15 protein-coding genes are annotated in these 15,834 nt (G+C 64.5%); 8 read left to right on the forward strand and 7 right to left on the reverse strand.

Annotated elements, in window-relative coordinates:
- Positions 1–24 precede the first annotated feature (24 nt).
- The 4 genes from H618_RS0111985 to H618_RS0112000 form a co-directional block, all read right to left on the reverse strand.
- Positions 25–3,201 carry a dermonecrotic toxin domain-containing protein gene (locus tag H618_RS0111985; RefSeq protein ID WP_081673767.1) on the reverse strand — a complete coding sequence of 1,059 codons (3,177 nt, stop codon included), beginning with the start codon at positions 3,199–3,201 and terminating at the stop codon, positions 25–27.
- A gap of 162 nt (positions 3,202–3,363) precedes the next feature.
- The gene (gene lptF, locus H618_RS0111990; RefSeq protein WP_028695301.1) at positions 3,364–4,146 is read right to left on the reverse strand and encodes a lipotoxin F family OmpA-related lipoprotein LptF; all 783 of its coding nucleotides are present in this window, start codon (positions 4,144–4,146) and stop codon (positions 3,364–3,366) included.
- A 50-nt stretch (positions 4,147–4,196) separates the two neighbouring features.
- A complete protein-coding gene (locus H618_RS0111995; RefSeq protein WP_028695302.1) occupies positions 4,197–4,610 on the reverse strand; it encodes a DUF4398 domain-containing protein in 414 nt (137 codons plus the stop codon).
- A gap of 251 nt (positions 4,611–4,861) precedes the next feature.
- Positions 4,862–5,206 (reverse strand): hypothetical protein, encoded by a 345-nt coding sequence (locus H618_RS0112000; RefSeq protein WP_028695303.1) that lies wholly within the window; start codon positions 5,204–5,206, stop codon positions 4,862–4,864.
- A gap of 143 nt (positions 5,207–5,349) precedes the next feature.
- Here H618_RS0112000 and ppc point away from each other — a divergent pair, with 143 nt between their 5' ends.
- From ppc to H618_RS0112035, 7 genes are all read left to right on the forward strand, one after another.
- Complete coding sequence (gene ppc, locus H618_RS0112005; protein WP_028695304.1) at positions 5,350–7,977, forward strand: phosphoenolpyruvate carboxylase; 2,628 nt, start codon at positions 5,350–5,352, stop codon at positions 7,975–7,977.
- 257 nt (positions 7,978–8,234) lie between these two features.
- A complete protein-coding gene (gene adk / locus H618_RS0112010) occupies positions 8,235–8,882 on the forward strand; it encodes an adenylate kinase (RefSeq protein ID WP_028695305.1) in 648 nt (215 codons plus the stop codon).
- 84 nt (positions 8,883–8,966) lie between these two features.
- Positions 8,967–9,641: a tRNA (adenosine(37)-N6)-threonylcarbamoyltransferase complex dimerization subunit type 1 TsaB gene (gene tsaB, locus H618_RS0112015; RefSeq protein WP_028695306.1), complete on the forward strand. Its 675-nt coding sequence runs from the start codon at positions 8,967–8,969 to the stop codon at positions 9,639–9,641.
- A 153-nt stretch (positions 9,642–9,794) separates the two neighbouring features.
- The gene (locus H618_RS0112020; RefSeq protein ID WP_028695307.1) at positions 9,795–10,082 is read left to right on the forward strand and encodes a hypothetical protein; all 288 of its coding nucleotides are present in this window, start codon (positions 9,795–9,797) and stop codon (positions 10,080–10,082) included.
- A 3-nt stretch (positions 10,083–10,085) separates the two neighbouring features.
- Positions 10,086–10,955: a DUF72 domain-containing protein gene (locus H618_RS0112025; protein WP_028695308.1), complete on the forward strand. Its 870-nt coding sequence runs from the start codon at positions 10,086–10,088 to the stop codon at positions 10,953–10,955.
- 69 nt (positions 10,956–11,024) lie between these two features.
- Positions 11,025–11,855, forward strand: coding sequence for an isocitrate lyase/PEP mutase family protein (locus H618_RS0112030; protein ID WP_028695309.1), 831 nt, complete (start codon positions 11,025–11,027; stop codon positions 11,853–11,855).
- A gap of 5 nt (positions 11,856–11,860) precedes the next feature.
- Positions 11,861–12,550: an extensin-like domain-containing protein gene (locus H618_RS0112035; protein ID WP_028695310.1), complete on the forward strand. Its 690-nt coding sequence runs from the start codon at positions 11,861–11,863 to the stop codon at positions 12,548–12,550.
- Between the two features lie 16 nt (positions 12,551–12,566).
- Here H618_RS0112035 and H618_RS0112040 read toward each other — a convergent pair whose 3' ends face one another.
- The gene (locus tag H618_RS0112040) at positions 12,567–13,190 is read right to left on the reverse strand and encodes a hypothetical protein (RefSeq protein WP_028695311.1); all 624 of its coding nucleotides are present in this window, start codon (positions 13,188–13,190) and stop codon (positions 12,567–12,569) included.
- 94 nt (positions 13,191–13,284) lie between these two features.
- On the opposite strand from H618_RS0112040, the gene H618_RS0112045 reads away from it, so the two are divergent.
- On the forward strand, positions 13,285–14,067 hold the full coding sequence (locus H618_RS0112045; protein WP_028695312.1) for a class I SAM-dependent methyltransferase: 783 nt from the start codon (positions 13,285–13,287) through the stop codon (positions 14,065–14,067).
- Positions 14,068–14,088: 21 nt separating this feature from the next.
- On the opposite strand, the gene cmoB is transcribed toward H618_RS0112045, so the two are convergent.
- Positions 14,089–15,045 carry a tRNA 5-methoxyuridine(34)/uridine 5-oxyacetic acid(34) synthase CmoB gene (gene cmoB / locus H618_RS0112050; RefSeq protein WP_028695313.1) on the reverse strand — a complete coding sequence of 319 codons (957 nt, stop codon included), beginning with the start codon at positions 15,043–15,045 and terminating at the stop codon, positions 14,089–14,091.
- Positions 15,042–15,821 (reverse strand): carboxy-S-adenosyl-L-methionine synthase CmoA, encoded by a 780-nt coding sequence (gene cmoA / locus H618_RS0112055; protein ID WP_161628449.1) that lies wholly within the window; start codon positions 15,819–15,821, stop codon positions 15,042–15,044. Before cmoA ends, cmoB begins: the two co-directional genes overlap by 4 nt.
- Positions 15,822–15,834 lie beyond the last annotated feature (13 nt).

Here is a 15,834-nt window from a genome sequence, read left to right on the forward strand (position 1 = left end):
ATGGCGTTCTTCGCAACGACCCGGTCAGTGGCTGATCCACGAGTGAGCGCTGCCCGGCATGATTGGCGCCGGACCGCTGAGCCTGAACGGGAAGTAGTGATCCAAGGCCTCACGGTGCAGAGCGTCGTAGGTGGCTGAGCGCACCGCCGCACGCCCTTCGACATAATCCAGAAGCGGCAGGTAATCGGGCCGCACGCTGGACAACACCTGGTGGAAGGCATCCGGCCCTGCCAGTGTCGAAATCACCTGCATGTGCGCGTTCAGAGCTGGCCCCTCCTGGACCGGCCGCGCTGTGCTGAGGAACGACTCCGGCAACTGCTGGAATCGCTCGTTGGCCGTTTGCAGTAGGTGCCTGAGCACTGGATTGCCAGGGTGGCTGGCGAAGTGCGAATTGCCCACCCGTACCCTACCGCTCCACGGCATCTTGTAACTGCCGCCCAGCAGTACATCATGCGGCGCCGCGTGCAAGGGCGTTGTCGGCAGCGTGAGCAGCTCGTCGTCGACGTCCATGTACAAACCGCCATATTCCTCGATCAGGCGATAACGAAGAAAATCCGCCGCCGCTGCGTAGTTGCGCGCAGGGCTGTGCGGATTACGGAAATAACGGTAGGCCTGACCCTCGGCATTTTCATTGAAGCGCGTGAAGAAATCCTGCTCGCGCAGGTCTTGCACTTCGATGCCCAGAGACTCGAACAGCGCTCGATTGGCGTCGAACACGCTCGGCTCGTTATCGAGGTGGATGATGAAGCGATAGCCGCCCTTGTCGAGGTTCTTGCGCAGCTTCCAGGCGATTTTGTGTGGCACAGGCTTGTCGCCGATCCAGATCATGTGCACCTCGCGGGAAATCGGTTCGGCGGACTGCGGTAGCTGGGGCAGATCGGGGAAGCGGTAGTCGGCGAACAGCGTTTCAGCCGGCAGGTGGTGACGTACGCGTTCATATTGCTCGGCGCTGCCCGCCTTCCAGCGAACCTTGTCGCGAAACGGCAGCTTTTCGCGCCACAGGTACAAGTCCTGGAAGTACATGCGCCAGGCTGCGGCGTCGGCGTCGTACCACACGGGCATCTGCACGCTTCGCTCATCGATTTCCAGCGCCTGCGCCTGGCGCCGCGACAGTTGCACGTCGGCGATGTAGCCATCGCTCTGCTCGCTGATGTCGTCAAGCGCCAAGGTGGTTTCGATCCGCGGCAGCAAGGGCTGGCGCTGTATACCGTCGACGCTCTGTATTGGCAGTCGCTGCACGGGCAACTGCCGTGCCGAGTCACCGCCGCGCAGGCCAAAGCGCAGCTGAATATCCCAATAGCCGTCCTCCAGCGCGGTGAGGAACGGTCCAGGGGATGCAGGATCGTTCTCGGCACAGATACGCAATTGCTGCTCGTGTTCGAGCCATTGCACCCGGTACACATCCTTGCGCAGGTTGATGTACATCTTGCCATCGTCGATGAACACCCCTTTACCACCGCCGCTGACGTGTACCTCGCGCGTCACCCTCAGCTCTGCGAGACCTGCCCGCAGCTCAGGGGCGAGACTGTCCAGTACCGGACGCTGAACCTGAAATTCTGCCAGCAGCGGCCAGTGCGCGCCGGTGTCGGCTTGGGGGGACACTTCGCTTGCCTGGATCAGTTCCCGTCGCTGGGCGGCCTCGGCGACGTCGAGTGCCTCCAGTGCCGCTCCCTGCAGGGACTCTCTGGCAACCAGCAGTTGACTGGCCTTGCCGACCAGCGGCAGCGCATTGAGCAAACCGAAGGCCAGACGTTGCCCGCCCTGGACTGCTTCGGTCGCGTCCTTGGCGGCGATCATCTCTCCTGCGCCTGCCGCGAGCAGTGCCACACCCAGCGCTGCGGCAACGGTATCCAGGGCCGGCACTGCCAGGGCGATGGCGCCGACGACGTTGGTCGCAGTCTCAAGGCCATATGCCACCTGCTTGCGCTGATAGTCGGCCTGAGTGCTGATGTCGTAGTCGGCGTCGCTGTAAAAACGTGCCTTGATGGCGTCGCATAGGCACGAGAACGTGTGAGGGTAGAGCGGTGCTGCGAAGCGAATGGTACTGCTGAGCGACCATAGCCCGGTACTGTCGTCGAGCCGCTTGGGATAAGCACCCAGGCCGCGTAGCGCGGTGTCCACACCACTGTAGAAGACCCCGTCGCGGCGATCCTTGCGACTGAAGTGGCTGGCCAGCACGGCGCGCCTGCGCGGGTCGCGGCAGGTGTGACCGATCCACTCCCGCAGCTCCTTGAGGGAAGCGAAGCCGTGCAGTGGGGAGGCATTGCCAGGGATGTACAGCACCACATCGTCCTCACCCTGCTTTTGAAAGCTGACGATGTCGGTGGCCACATAGCGATGAATCAGCAGGGGCCTGACCTGATGCCGCTCAGACATCGGGTTGTCGGCGAAGTAGCGCATCGAGGTGCCTGACCAACTGGTGTTGCTGTGCAGCATCATGCTGTTGAGGACCAATTCGGCGTGGGCCTGGCTGAGACTGCCCTCGTCGCGCTGGAGCAGGGCGGCACGCACGACATTGCCCTTGAGCATCAGAGGATAGTTGCTTTCGTGCTGACTCCAGAAACGTTGCAGATAACCGATGTACTTGCTTTGCAGGTCGGCGTCCCATACCGCCCGCTGGAAGGTCGCAGGATCGAGCGCGATCTGGTTGTCCGGCCCATAGACTTGCGGCGAGGTGCGCCGATACACCGCGTCGTAGGCTTCGCTATTGGCCAGCTCGGCAGGCTCCAGCGTGCCCAGCTCGCTGATCGCGTAACCATCCGTGCGCCAGGCCAGCGGATGCCCCAGGTGGTCGAGTGAGTCACCGCTGCCGCGTTGTTGCCAATTGCCGAGCATCGCCTGTGGCAGGGTCATGGCATGGGCCAGTTGCGCCTTCCACGGGCCTTGCTCGATGTGCACCTGGTCGATGTACAGCGTGGCCAGAATCAGGTCATCGGCGCTATCGTCGATAGCGTGCTGATCGAGCAATGTACGCAGGGTCTGGGCGGCGAAGTCGTGGGGCGTTTGCAGCACGATGTGCTCGCGTGCGAAAGACTGCTCGATCGATGGCAGGATCTCCTCGTCTTGTTCAGGCGCGGCTGGAATGATCGACAGCAGGTTATGCTCGCCGCGCGGCAATACCCGTTCAGGATGACTGGCCGGCTCTGGGGAGAAAGGCTCGCCGGGTGCAGGGTATTCGGGGTATTTCGGATGGTAATCCATGGGCGTGTTCCGTGATGGCTGAAAACCGCACGTTGCGCCATCGTGGAAAAGCAGCTGCGATAGAGATGTGGCACCTCTGGCGTCGCCCTTGCGCCAACTGTGTTTAAGCCAGAACGAAAAACCCCGCCACGAAGGCGGGGTTTTAGCTTTCAACCTACGCGGTTAGCGGATGGTCGAACGCGGTGCGACAGGCTGGTTGTCGTTGGAAATGGTGACTTCCACACGACGGTTCTGCGCACGGCCCGAGTTGCTGGTGTTGTCAGCCACTGGGTATTGCTTGCCGTAGCCCTGCGAGACGATGCGCGATGGGTCGACACCGGCACGCACCAGGGCAGTGCTCACGGCACCGGCGCGGCGGTCGGACAGCGACAGGTTGTAGCTGTCGGAACCGACGCTGTCGGTGTAACCCTCGACGATGACTTTACGTTCTGGATTCTCGCTCAGGAACTGCGCCAGCTTGGTGATGTTCGGCAGGGCGCTGCTTTTCAGCTCGGCCTTGTTGAAGTCGAACAGCACGTCGCCGAAGGTCACCAGGGTGCCGCGGTCGGTCTGCTTGGCGTTCAGCTCGTTCTGCAGTTTCTTGATCTGCGCGTCACGGGCGTCCAGGCGGGCCTTGGCGCGCTCGGCGGCTGCACCCTTGAGCTCGCCTTCGGCGGTGCGCAGGGCGATGGTCTGCTTGGCGACTTCAACACGTTGGTTGGTCAGGTAGGCCAACTGGTCGACCTTCTTGTCGTCTTCGCGGTCCATGTAGGCTTTGTCAGCCTTGTTCAGCCAGTCTTGTGCGTCCTTGGTTTCCAGGGCCGCGACCTTGCTCGACTGTGGATCGCTTTGCAGCGCCGAGAAGTTGCTGCGGGCCGATTCCAGGTTAGGGTTCGGGTCGTGCGAGCAAGCAGCGAGACCGACGCTCAGGGCCAGAAGGGCAGGGATCATTACGTGTTTGCGCATGGTGTTCATCCTTTGATCGTTAACGAAGGCTTAGGGTCTGGAAACGCGGCTTATTCAGCAGCGCGCATACCTTCCTCACGCACTTCCTGAACCCCTTGACGGGCGTCCTGTACGGCCTTCTGGGCCTTGGCAGCCTGGGCTTTACGCTCGGCTACGCGGGCGTCCCACTCGGCTTGCTCGGCCAGAATTCTGGCGTCTTCGTACTTCTTGTCGTGCATGGCGATTTCAGCTTTCTTGAACTTGTCCTGGGCTGCCTTCATCTCGACCGCCGCGAACTCGGTGCCGCCAGCGCTGACCGCCGAGTTGACCGCCGATTGGGTCACGGCGTACTGCTCGGTCGGGGGCTTGCCAGCACAACCGGCCAGCACCAGGCTGCTGCCCAAGGCCAGTGCGGCCAGCTTGAGCCCGCGCATGTTGAAGGAAGAAGGTTTTGCGATGCGGGTCTTCATGGTGGTCAACTCCATTGGTCACTCCTGATAACGACGATGTCCGCAGTGGATCCATCGCTGTTTCCCTGATGCTCCCGAGCGCCGCAACGCCCGCATTTACAGGGTTTTGCCGTGATGGCTACCGTTTGTGACCGAGGCATTTTTTGAATAGTTCCGATAAATTCGCGCGCTAACGATTTTTTTCCCTGACTGATTGGTCAGGCGTTTTTGCACTGAACTTACCGCTTGCCAAACGGTATGCCGGCGCCAACAGCGGGCGTTGGACGTCACTGTTTGTCGTCGTCGGATTCACGGTCCAGGCTGTGCAGATGCTGCTTGGACAACGCCAGAAAGCGTGGTGTGGAGCCAACGTCCTCATACAGCGGGTCGCCTTCCTCGTCGGTGGCGATCACCTGCTGGCCCCTGACGTAGGGGAAGCTTTCCTCCAGTTCTTCGAGTGCCGCCCCGACCAGTTCACCGAGCAGTTCCTGTGCGGTGCGCTTGGGGTACATGTCGATCAGCGCGGCCAGGCGCGCCTCGGCCTCGAGGTCCAGGTGCAGGACATGGCTGGTCGGGCTCAGGCGGCCCTTGGCGTTCTGTTCCCAATGCTGGGCAAGTTCGCGGATTTTCACGGTGACCTCCAGGGCTGTGTCATGACATTGCTTGTGAGCATGCGCGCGGCGGGTTAGTTGCGCCGGGTTCGCTCGGCTTGCCTTGAGCACGATGGCATGGGCACTCTTGACGCCACGCGGTTTCCTCGAATGGAGAAGGGCTGATGACCGATATCGATGTGCGCTTGCGCGAAGACGTCCACCTGCTGGGTGAACTGTTGGGTGAAACGATTCGTCAGCAGCACGGCGAGGCGTTCCTGCAGAAGATCGAAGACATTCGCCACAGTGCCAAGGCCGATCGCAGCGGTGCCGGCGAGCGACTGAGCAGCACCCTCGACAGCCTCGCTGACGATGAACTGCTGCCGGTGGCAAGGGCGTTCAACCAGTTCCTCAACTTGGCCAACATCGCCGAGCAGTATCAATTGATTCATCGGCGCGGCGACGACCAGCCACTGCCGTTCGAAGCCCGCGTGCTGCCCGAGTTGCTCGAGCGCCTCAAGCAGGACGGGCACGCTGAGCAGTCATTGGCCGAGCAACTGGCGCAACTGCAGATCGAGTTGGTGCTCACTGCACACCCCACCGAAGTGGCCAGGCGCACGTTGATCCAGAAGTACGACGCCATCGCCGCACAGCTGGCCGCGCAGGACCACCGCGACCTCACCGAGGCCGAGCGCCAGCAGGTGCGCGAGCGTTTGCAACGGCTGATCGCCGAGGCCTGGCACACCGAGGAGATTCGCCGTAGCCGGCCAACCCCGGTGGACGAGGCGAAGTGGGGTTTCGCGGTGATCGAGCATTCGCTGTGGCAGGCCATTCCAAATCACCTGCGCAAGGTCGATGCGGCCCTGCAGGCTGCCACCGGGCAGCGCTTGCCGCTCGACGCCGCGCCGATCCGCTTTGCCTCGTGGATGGGCGGCGACCGTGATGGCAACCCCAATGTCACCGCGACGGTTACGCGTGAGGTGCTGCTGCTGGCGCGCTGGATGGCGGCCGATCTGTTCCTGCGCGACGTCGACGCGCTGGCTGGCGAGCTGTCGATGCAGCAGGCCAGCGCGGCCCTGCGCGAGCAGGTCGGCGACAGCCGCGAACCGTACCGGGCTGTGCTCAAGCAACTGCGCGAGCGCCTGCGAGCCACCCGCGCCTGGGCCCATGCCAGCCTCAGTGCAGCGCAGCCGGCCGGGCCGGAGGTGCTGGTCGACAATCAGCAGCTGATCGCACCCTTGCAGCTGTGCCATGCCTCGCTGCATGCCTGTGGCATGGGGGGGATCGCCGACGGCCCGTTGCTCGACTGCCTGCGCCGCGCGGTCACCTTCGGCCTGTTTCTGGTACGCCTGGACGTGCGCCAGGACGCAGCCCGGCACCGCGATGCGCTGTCGGAAATCACCGCGTACCTGGGCCTTGGCCACTACGCCGAGTGGAGCGAGGCGCAGCGCATGGACTTCCTGCAGACCGAGCTGAACAACCCCAGGCCGCTGTTGCCGGCGCACTTCCAGGCCGAAGACGACACCGCCGAGGTGCTCGCCACCTGCCGGGAAGTGGCGTCGGCGCCTGCCGCTTCACTGGGCTCTTATGTGATTTCCATGGCCGGTGCAGCCTCCGATGTGCTGGCCGTGCAACTGCTGCTCAAGGAGGCCGGGCTGACCCGGCCGATGCGCGTGGTGCCGTTGTTCGAGACCCTGGCCGACCTCGACAACGCAGGCCCTGTGATCGAGCGACTGCTGCAGTTGCCTGATTACCGCGCCAGCCTGCAAGGCCCGCAGGAAGTGATGATCGGCTACTCCGACTCGGCCAAGGACGCCGGCACCACCGCGGCTGCCTGGGCGCAGTACCGCGCCCAGGAAAGCTTGGTGAACATCTGCCGCGAACACGATGTCGAGCTGCTGCTGTTCCACGGCCGTGGCGGCACGGTGGGGCGCGGCGGTGGACCGGCACATGCGGCGATCCTGTCGCAGCCGCCAGGGTCGGTGGCCGGGCGCTTCCGTACCACCGAGCAGGGCGAGATGATCCGCTTCAAGTTCGGCTTGCCGGGCATCGCCGAGCAGAACCTCAACCTCTACCTGGCCGCAGTGCTGGAGGCGACGTTACTTCCACCGCCCTTGCCGCAACCGGCCTGGCGCCAGGTCATGGACCAGCTCGCCAGCGATGGGGTCAACGCCTACCGCCAGGTGGTGCGGGAAAACCCTGATTTTGTCGAGTACTTCCGCCAGTCGACCCCTGAACAGGAGCTTGGCCGTCTGCCATTGGGCAGTCGTCCGGCCAAACGCCGTGCCGGCGGGATCGAGAGCCTGCGGGCGATTCCGTGGATTTTCGGCTGGACGCAAACGCGCCTGATGCTGCCGGCCTGGCTTGGCTGGGAGACGGCGTTGGACAATGCGCTGGCGCGTGGTGACGGCGAACTGCTGGGGCAGATGCGTGAACAGTGGCCGTTTTTCCGCACCCGCATCGATATGCTGGAGATGGTTCTGGCCAAGGCTGACGCACAAATCGCCGAGGCCTACGACCAACGTCTGGTGCAACCGCACCTGCTGGGGTTAGGCAGTCATCTGCGCGACCTATTGTCGCAGTCTTGCGAGGTGGTATTAGGCCTTACCGGGCAATCGGTGCTACTGGCCCACAGCCCCGACACCCTGGAGTTCATCCGCCTGCGCAATACCTACCTCGACCCCTTGCACCGCTTGCAGGCCGAACTGCTGGCGCGCACCCGAGGCCGCGAAGCCGCTCTGGACAGCCCGCTGGAGCAGGCCTTGCTGGTGACCGTGGCAGGCATCGCTGCGGGCTTGCGTAATACTGGCTGAGGCCTCGCGCGGCTGCGCAAAGCGCTTCCTGGGTCGGTCGCCAGTGGCCGGCCCGCGCGAGGGTGGCACAAGGCGCAACCCCTGCGACGCTGGGTCGCAAGGGGGGCATTCCTGCCACTTTGGGATGCTTGTCTGCCTGACAGGCGCTGTGTATCTTGAGCAGCCTTTTGACCGATTTTCCGGTCGAGACCGTTTTTCCGGAGTTGGCCCGTTCAGCCGAATCCATTGATTTACATAAAAATTATGAGGAGCACGAGATGCGCGTAATTCTGCTGGGAGCTCCCGGGGCCGGTAAAGGTACTCAGGCAAAGTTCATCACCGAAAAGTTCGGTATCCCTCAGATCTCCACCGGCGACATGCTGCGCGCCGCGGTCAAGGCCGGTACGCCGCTGGGCCTGGAGCTGAAGAAAGTCATGGATGCCGGCCAACTGGTGTCGGACGAGCTGATCATCAGCCTGGTCAAGGAGCGCATCGCCCAGCCTGATTGCGCCAATGGCTGCCTGTTCGATGGCTTCCCGCGCACCATTCCTCAGGCCGAAGCCATGCAGCAGGCCGGTGTGGCGATCGACAACGTCATCGAAATTGCCGTCGACGACGAAGAAATCGTCGGGCGCATGGCCGGTCGCCGCGTGCACCTGGCCTCCGGTCGCACCTACCACATCCAGTACAACCCGCCGAAGGTCGAGGGCAAGGACGACGTCACGGGCGAAGAGCTGATCCAGCGTGACGACGACCGCGAAGAAACCGTGCGTCATCGCCTGTCGGTCTACCACACCCAGACCAAGCCGCTGGTGGACTTCTACCAGAAGCTCGCCGCTGCCGAAGGCAAGCCCAAGTACAGCCACATCGAAGGCGTCGGTTCGGTCGATTCGATCACCGCCAAGGTGCTCGCAGCGCTCCGCTGAGCCCAGCGTCCATCGCACCACGGCCCGCTTGCGGGCCGTTGTCGTTTATACTGCCGCTCTTTTTTTGCCTGGATACCCTGTTCGATGACCACCCTGCTGGCCCTGGATACCGCCACCGAAGCCTGTTCCGTTGCCCTGTTGCAAGGCGGCGAGGTGATCAGCCACCACGAGGTGATTCCGCGCCAGCATGCGCAGAAGCTGCTGCCGATGATCAAGCAGCTGATGGCCGAGGCCGGCTTGCCGCTGAGCGCGCTGGATGCGATTGCCTTTGGCCGTGGCCCTGGTGCCTTCACCGGTGTGCGCATCGCCATCGGTGTGGTGCAGGGGCTGGCGTTCGCCCTCGAGCGGCCGGTGCTGCCGGTGTCCAATCTTGCAGCACTGGCCCAGGGTGCCTTGCGCGAACACGGCCACAGCCAGGTCGCTGCCGCCATCGATGCGCGCATGGATGAGGTCTACTGGGGGTGCTACCGCGCCCAGGCCGGTGAAATGCGCCTGCTGGGCGACGAAGCGGTGCTGCCGCCCGAGCGCGTAGCGCTGCCGGTCGAACTTACCGGCGACTGGTTCGGCACTGGTACAGGCTGGGGCTATGCAGAGCGCCTGGCGGTGCCTGTGAAGGCGTTCGATGCCACGCGCCTGCCGACCGCGCAGGATATTCTGGCCCTGGCGACCTTCGCCTGGGGCCGTGGTGAAGCGGTCGCTGCCGACCAGGCGCAGCCGGTGTACCTGCGCGATAACGTGGCCACGCCCAAGGCGCGTTGAGGCGCCACGACTGAGCCAAAAGCGGTCGTCCGTCGGCTCGGCCTTCCCAGCGTCAAACCTTCTGCGGTAAGTGTGGTCGAGTTAACACTAGAGCATTAGCGAAGGACCTTTGATGCTGCTAGATTGCCATCATTGGTCCCGAGTCTGCCTTTCATGCGCATCGATGGTTTTCCTGCTTCCTCCTACCCGGTCAAGCGCACGCCCCCGCGCCGCGCGCCTGTGGCCGACGAGCAGATCGATGACGCCCAACTGGCCGAAGAGGTCGACCTGGTCGAACTGGCCAAGGGCAATCGCCGCGGTGGTCTGCCGGTGCGCCAGCAGGATGTGATCTTCCCGCGTGCCCGTGATCGGCGCACTGCCAGCGCCCTGGCTAGCTACCTGGCCACCGCCGGCTACAGCGAGTGGGACATGGACGTGCTCGGCCTGGACCTGTACATCTGACCGATGACCTCGCACGCACTGCCTTATTGTCTCGGTTGTCCATCCTGGGCCGACAACGCCTGGCGCGACTATTTCTATCCTGAAGACGCCCGCGGCAACGATTACCTCGCGCTGTATGCCCAGGTGTTCAACGCCGTCGAAGGCAACACCACCTTTTACGCGCGCCCTGCGGCCGACACCCTGGCCCGTTGGGCGCAGGTGATGCCTGAGCACTTTCGCTTCACGGCCAAGTTTCCCCGTGACATCAGCCACAGCGATGATCTGCGCGCGCAACTCGATGCAGCGCAGGCGTTCATCCGGCTGATGGCGCCGCTGGGCAAGCGCGTCTCGCCTTTCTGGTTGCAACTGCCGGCAAGCTTCGGTCCGCCGCGCCTGGGGGAGTTGGCCTGGTTACTGGCTGAATTGGCGGTGCCGGTGGCGGTGGAGGTGCGTCATCGGGCGTTCTTCGCTCGGGGTGAGCACGAGCGCCAGCTCAATCGGCTGCTGCACGGCATGGGCGTGGAACGCATCTGCCTCGACCCGCGTGCGCTGTTCAGCTGCACCTCGCGTGACCCGGCGGTGCTCCACGCGCAAAGCAAGAAGCCCAACGTGCCGGTGCGTCCGGCAGCCTTCACCGAGCATCCGCAGGTGCGTTTCATCGGCCATCCGCAGTTGGCGGGGAATGAGCCGTTCCTCGGTCCCTGGGTGGAAAAAGTCGCCACCTGGATCGAGGCGGGCAAGCATCCCTACGTGTTTCTGCATACCGCTGACAATCACCTGGCGGCAGCGCTGGCGCAGCGTTTCCATCAGCGTCTGAGCGAGCGGCTGCCGGGCCTGGCGCCGTTGGCACAACTGGCACGCGGCCCAGAAGTCGAACAGCTCGGGCTTCTCTGATACCTTCGCGGGTCTGCGCTCGAGCGATTCCACCGGGCGCATTTCTTCTTCCGACCCGAGGTGCTGATCATGGATGTGCAAACCCTGCGCGGCGAAGCCTTCAAAGCCCTGCACGAACGCGATGGTGCCTTCGTCGTGGCCAATGCCTGGGATGCCGGCTCGGCGCGGCTGCTGGCCAGTCTCGGTTTCGAAGCCCTGGCCACCACCAGCGCGGGCCTGGCCTTCAGCCTCGCCCGCCCAGATGCCGAAGGGGCATTGAGCCTCGAGCACATCCTCGATAACGCCGCGAGCATCGTCGAGGCCACTGCGCTCCCGGTGACTGCCGACCTTGAGAACGGCTTTGGCGATTCGCCGCAAGACTGCGCCGAGAGTATTCGCCGCGCCGCCGAGGTCGGTCTGGTGGGCGGCTCCATCGAGGATGCGAGCGGATGCAGCGACGCGCCGATCTACGACTTCCAGCTATCGGTCGAGCGCGTGCAGGCCGCCGTGCACGCCGCCCGTGCGCTGGCATTCCCCTTCACCCTGTGCGCCCGTGCCGAGAACCTGCTGCACGGGCGAATCGATCTGGCCGACACCATCAAGCGCCTGCAGGCCTATGCCGAAGCCGGCGCCGACGTGCTCTACGCACCGGGCCTGCGCACTGCCGAGGAGATTCGCAGCGTGGTGCAGGCGCTGGCGCCCAGGCCGGTCAACGTGCTGATGGGCATGCCCGGCGTGACGCTTAGCGTGCAGCAGTTGCAGGACCTTGGCGTGCGCCGCATCAGCGTCGGCTCGTCGCTGGCCCGCACGGCCCTTGGCGCCCTGCAGCGGGCCGCGTTGGAAATCCACGAGCGCGGCACGTTCAGCTACGCCGAGCAGGGCATGCCGTTCGCTGAACTCAACGATTTGTTCAGGCGCTGAGGCCGGTGCGCGGCCTAGTGCTGTTTTGCCTGTTCGTGCTGCTCGGCGCGGGGGCGCTGTGGTCCAGCGGCTGGCGTCCGCCAGCGCAGTGGAATCCCTGGGCGCCGCTGGATGTGCGGCAGCCGCCGAACCTGCTGACGCCCTATAAACTCTCGCGCCTGCGCGACGACCCGCAGTTGTGCAGCCAGGCCCTGGCCACCTCCGGCTTGCGCTACCGTGCCCAGGCCGACAGCCCGGCCAGTGCCAACTGTCCGCTGAGCAACGTCTGGCGGATCGAAGGCGGCCAGGCGCGGCTGAGCAGCAGCTTCATTGCCAGCTGCCCGCTGGCGGTGGCCTACGCGGCGTTCGAATTGCACGGGCTGCAGCCGGTCGCTCAGCAGTACCTTGGCCAGCCGGTGGCCCAGGTCGACCACCTTGGCAGCTTTGCCTGCCGCAATGTCTACCACCGCAAGCAGGGACGGCTCAGCCAGCACGCCAGCGCCAATGCCCTGGACATCAGCGGCTTTCGCCTGCAAAACGGCGAGCGCATCCTGCTCGCTCGCGACTGGCAGGGTGACGGGCCCAAGGCGCAGTTCCTGCGGGCGGTGCAGCAGGCAGCCTGCACGCATTTCAGCACGGTGCTCGGACCTGACTACAACGCCGCCCACGCCAATCACTTCCACCTCGATATGGGCCTGTGGCAGGTCTGTCGGTGAGTTTTCAGCGCGCTGATCAGGCGTAGGCGCGCAGGTTGTTCAGCACTACCGGGCGCGCCCAGTGCAGGTCGAACTCAAGATCATGCTGCTGCGCGGCCACTGCGGCCTCGCTGAAGGGCTCAGGCGCATCTTCGAGCAAGTCCAGCTCGAACTCGGCGATGGGCAAGTGCAGCGGGCGCGGGCTGGGCGCAGCGCCAGGCGCAGCGGGCTCGTGGCCCTGACCGATCACCAGCGGTCGCAGCCAGCTGCTGTCGAGGTCGAGCTGGCGCTGCTGTTCGATCAGTTCGGCGCTGCTGAACGGCTCGGCTGCAGGCGGCAGCAAGGCGGCGTCCAGTTCGGCTTTAGGCAGGAACAGCGGCTCGGGCGGCTCGACCCGGCGTTCTGCAACCGCGCAGGCGCGTTGTGTGTCGATCAGCTCCAGGGCGCGGGCGCCGCCGCACGGCTCGCCGCTGAGTGGGTCGAGCCGGGTCAACGAGTCGCTGAAGGCATCCACCGGCAGCTGTTGCTGATCGTCCAGTGCACGGCTGAAGAAGTCCTGCCACAGCTGACTGACGCCGCTAAGCGCCTGTGTGTTCTGCCGGGCATAGTTGCCGACAGAAGACAGGTAGGTCAGGCCGATGGCAGGTGAGGTGTCGGTCATGGCGGTCGCGAAGCAGGCGCTCTGGCACAATAGCGGATACTGGGTGTATCGGCGGTGGCCGGGGTTTCATTAAATTTTTTGGGTGCGTGAGCAGATGGTCGAGCAACAGCAACAGGTGGGCATCCGGGTCGAAGCCCTGTCAGCGCCGTTCCAGGCGCAGGCGCAGCAATGGGCCGAGCGCCTGGGTTTGCCGCTGGTCGACGAGCAGGCCGAGTTCGCCGTGCAGTTGGGTGGCGATGGCTTGCAGATCCAGCAGTTGGGGCCGCAGGCGCCAGGACCGGTACGGGTCGATTTCGTCGAAGGCCAGGCGGCGCATCGGCGCTTGTTCGGCGGTGGCAGTGGGCAGATGATCGCCAAGGCCGTGGGCATCGCCCAAGGCATTCGCCCGCAGGTGCTCGATGCCACTGCCGGGCTGGGCAAGGATGCCTTCGTGCTGGCCAGCCTGGGCTGTCAGGTGACGCTGATCGAGCGCCAGCCGCTGATTGCCGCGCTGCTCGAAGATGGCCTGGGTCGCGGGCGTCTGGATGCCGAGGTGGCACCGATCGTCGAGCGCATGCGCCTGCTCACCGGCAATGCCATCGAGCACCTGCGCAGCTGGCAGGGCGAGCCGCCCCAGGTGATCTACCTCGATCCGATGTTCCCGCACCGCGACAAGAGCGCCCTGGTGAAAAAGGAAATGCGCGTGTTCCGCCCGCTGGTGGGCGATGACCTCGACGCACCGGCGCTGCTGGCCGCGGCGTTGCAACTGGCCAGCCACCGGGTGGTGGTCAAGCGCCCGCGCAAGGCGCCGGTGATCGACGGCGCCAAGCCCAGCCACAGCATCGACGGCAAATCGAGCCGCTACGACATCTACCCCAAGAAGACTCTCAAAGCCTGACGCCGCCAGCGGCCAGGGCCCTCACTTGCGCGCCAGCAGCGTCGCCCGGCGCGGCGCCGGCAGGCCCTCGACGGTGCGCGAGTGGTCATTCGGGTCGAGGAAGTCGGCCAGCGACTGGTAGCGCATCCAGTCGGTGCTGCGCTGTTCTTCGACGCTGGTGACACTGACATCCACACAGCGCACCTCGCTGAAACCTGCGCGGCGCAGCCAGCGTTCCAGCGCCGGTACCGAGGGCAGGTACCAGACGTTGCGCATTTGCGCGTAGCGGTCTTCCGGCACCAGCACCTGCTGCTCGTCACCTTCGACCACCAAGGTTTCCAGCACCAGTTCACCGCCCTTGACCAGGCAGTCCTTGAGCGCCAGCAGGTGCTCGATGGGTGAACGCCGGTGGTAGAACACACCCATGGAAAACACGGTGTCGAAGCCTTCTAACTGGGCGGGCAGCTCTTCCAGGGCGAAGGGCAGGTGCCAGGCGGGCAGGGCAGGCAGATAGCGCTGCACGGCCTGGAACTGGCAGAAGAACAGCCAGTTGGGATCGACGCCAACCACCATGTCGGCACCGGCACCGATCATGCGCCACTGGTAGTAGCCGTTGCCGCAGCCGACATCGAGCACGCGCTTGCCGCGCAGATCCAGATGCGGGGCGATGCGTTGCCATTTCCAGTCCGAGCGCCACTCGGTGTCGACGTGCACGCCGAACAGGTCGAAAGGGCCCTTGCGCCACGGCGACAGGCCCATCAGTGCGCTGCGCATCTGCGCGCGGGTGGTGTCGTCGCAAGGGCAATCCAGGCGCAGACCATTGCGCAGGTCAACGTCGCTGGGCTGGATATCCGGCAGCGCGGCAAGCGCATCGCGCCAGCGCGCCAGGTCGCCGTGGCCTTTTTCCAGCTTGAGGTTCAGTTGCGCTTGCAAGCCAGCTGACCAGGACGCCAGCGGGGTGCCAGCCAGACGCTGGACCAGGGGAGTGAGATCGATCATGGCAGGGCTATCAACGACGCGAAGTTAAGGCATTGGAACCAGGGCACCACCTTGCTGAAACCAGCGGCGTGCAGGCGTTCGGTATGGGTCTGCAAGGTATCGGGTTTCATCACGTTTTCAATGGCGCTACGTTTCTGGGCGATTTCCAGTTCGCTGTAGCCATTGGCGCGTTTGAAGTCCAGGTGCAGGTCATTGAGCAGTTGCTGGGTCTGCGCATCGGCCATCAGCAGCTTTTCCGAAAGAATCAGCGCACCGCCGGGCAACAGCGTCTGGTGGATGCGCGTGAGCAGCTCCAGGCGCTGCTGTGGAGCGATGAACTGCAGGGTGAAGTTCATCGCCACCAGCGAGGCGGGTTGGAAAGCCAGGGTGAGGATGTCGGCTTCCACCACCTCGACCGGCAGCAGTTCCTGGAACATCGAGTCCTGCGCGGTGAGGTACTGGCGGCAACGCTCGACCATCGCCGCCGAGTTGTCCACCGCTACCACCCGGCAGCCTTCGCTGCGCACGTGCCGGCGCAGCGCCTGGCTGACAGCGCCCAGGGAGGCGCCTAGGTCGTACAGTGTGCTGTCTGGCTGGGCAAAGCGGGCAGCGAGCACCCCGAGGTTCTCGACGATGGTCGGGTAACCGGGCACCGAGCGCTTGATCATGTCTGGAAACACCTGCACCACATCTTCGTTGAAGACGAAGTCGGGCACCTGCTCCAGCGGCTGGGCGAATAGGCGGTCGGGGGTTTTGCTCACGGAACTTCCACTGCGCTGACGATGAAGGGCACGCATTCTAGCCAAACTG

Origin of the sequence: Pseudomonas cremoricolorata DSM 17059 = NBRC 16634 (assembly GCF_000425745.1) — a bacterium.
GTDB classification, from domain to species: Bacteria; Pseudomonadota; Gammaproteobacteria; order Pseudomonadales; family Pseudomonadaceae; genus Aquipseudomonas; species Aquipseudomonas cremoricolorata.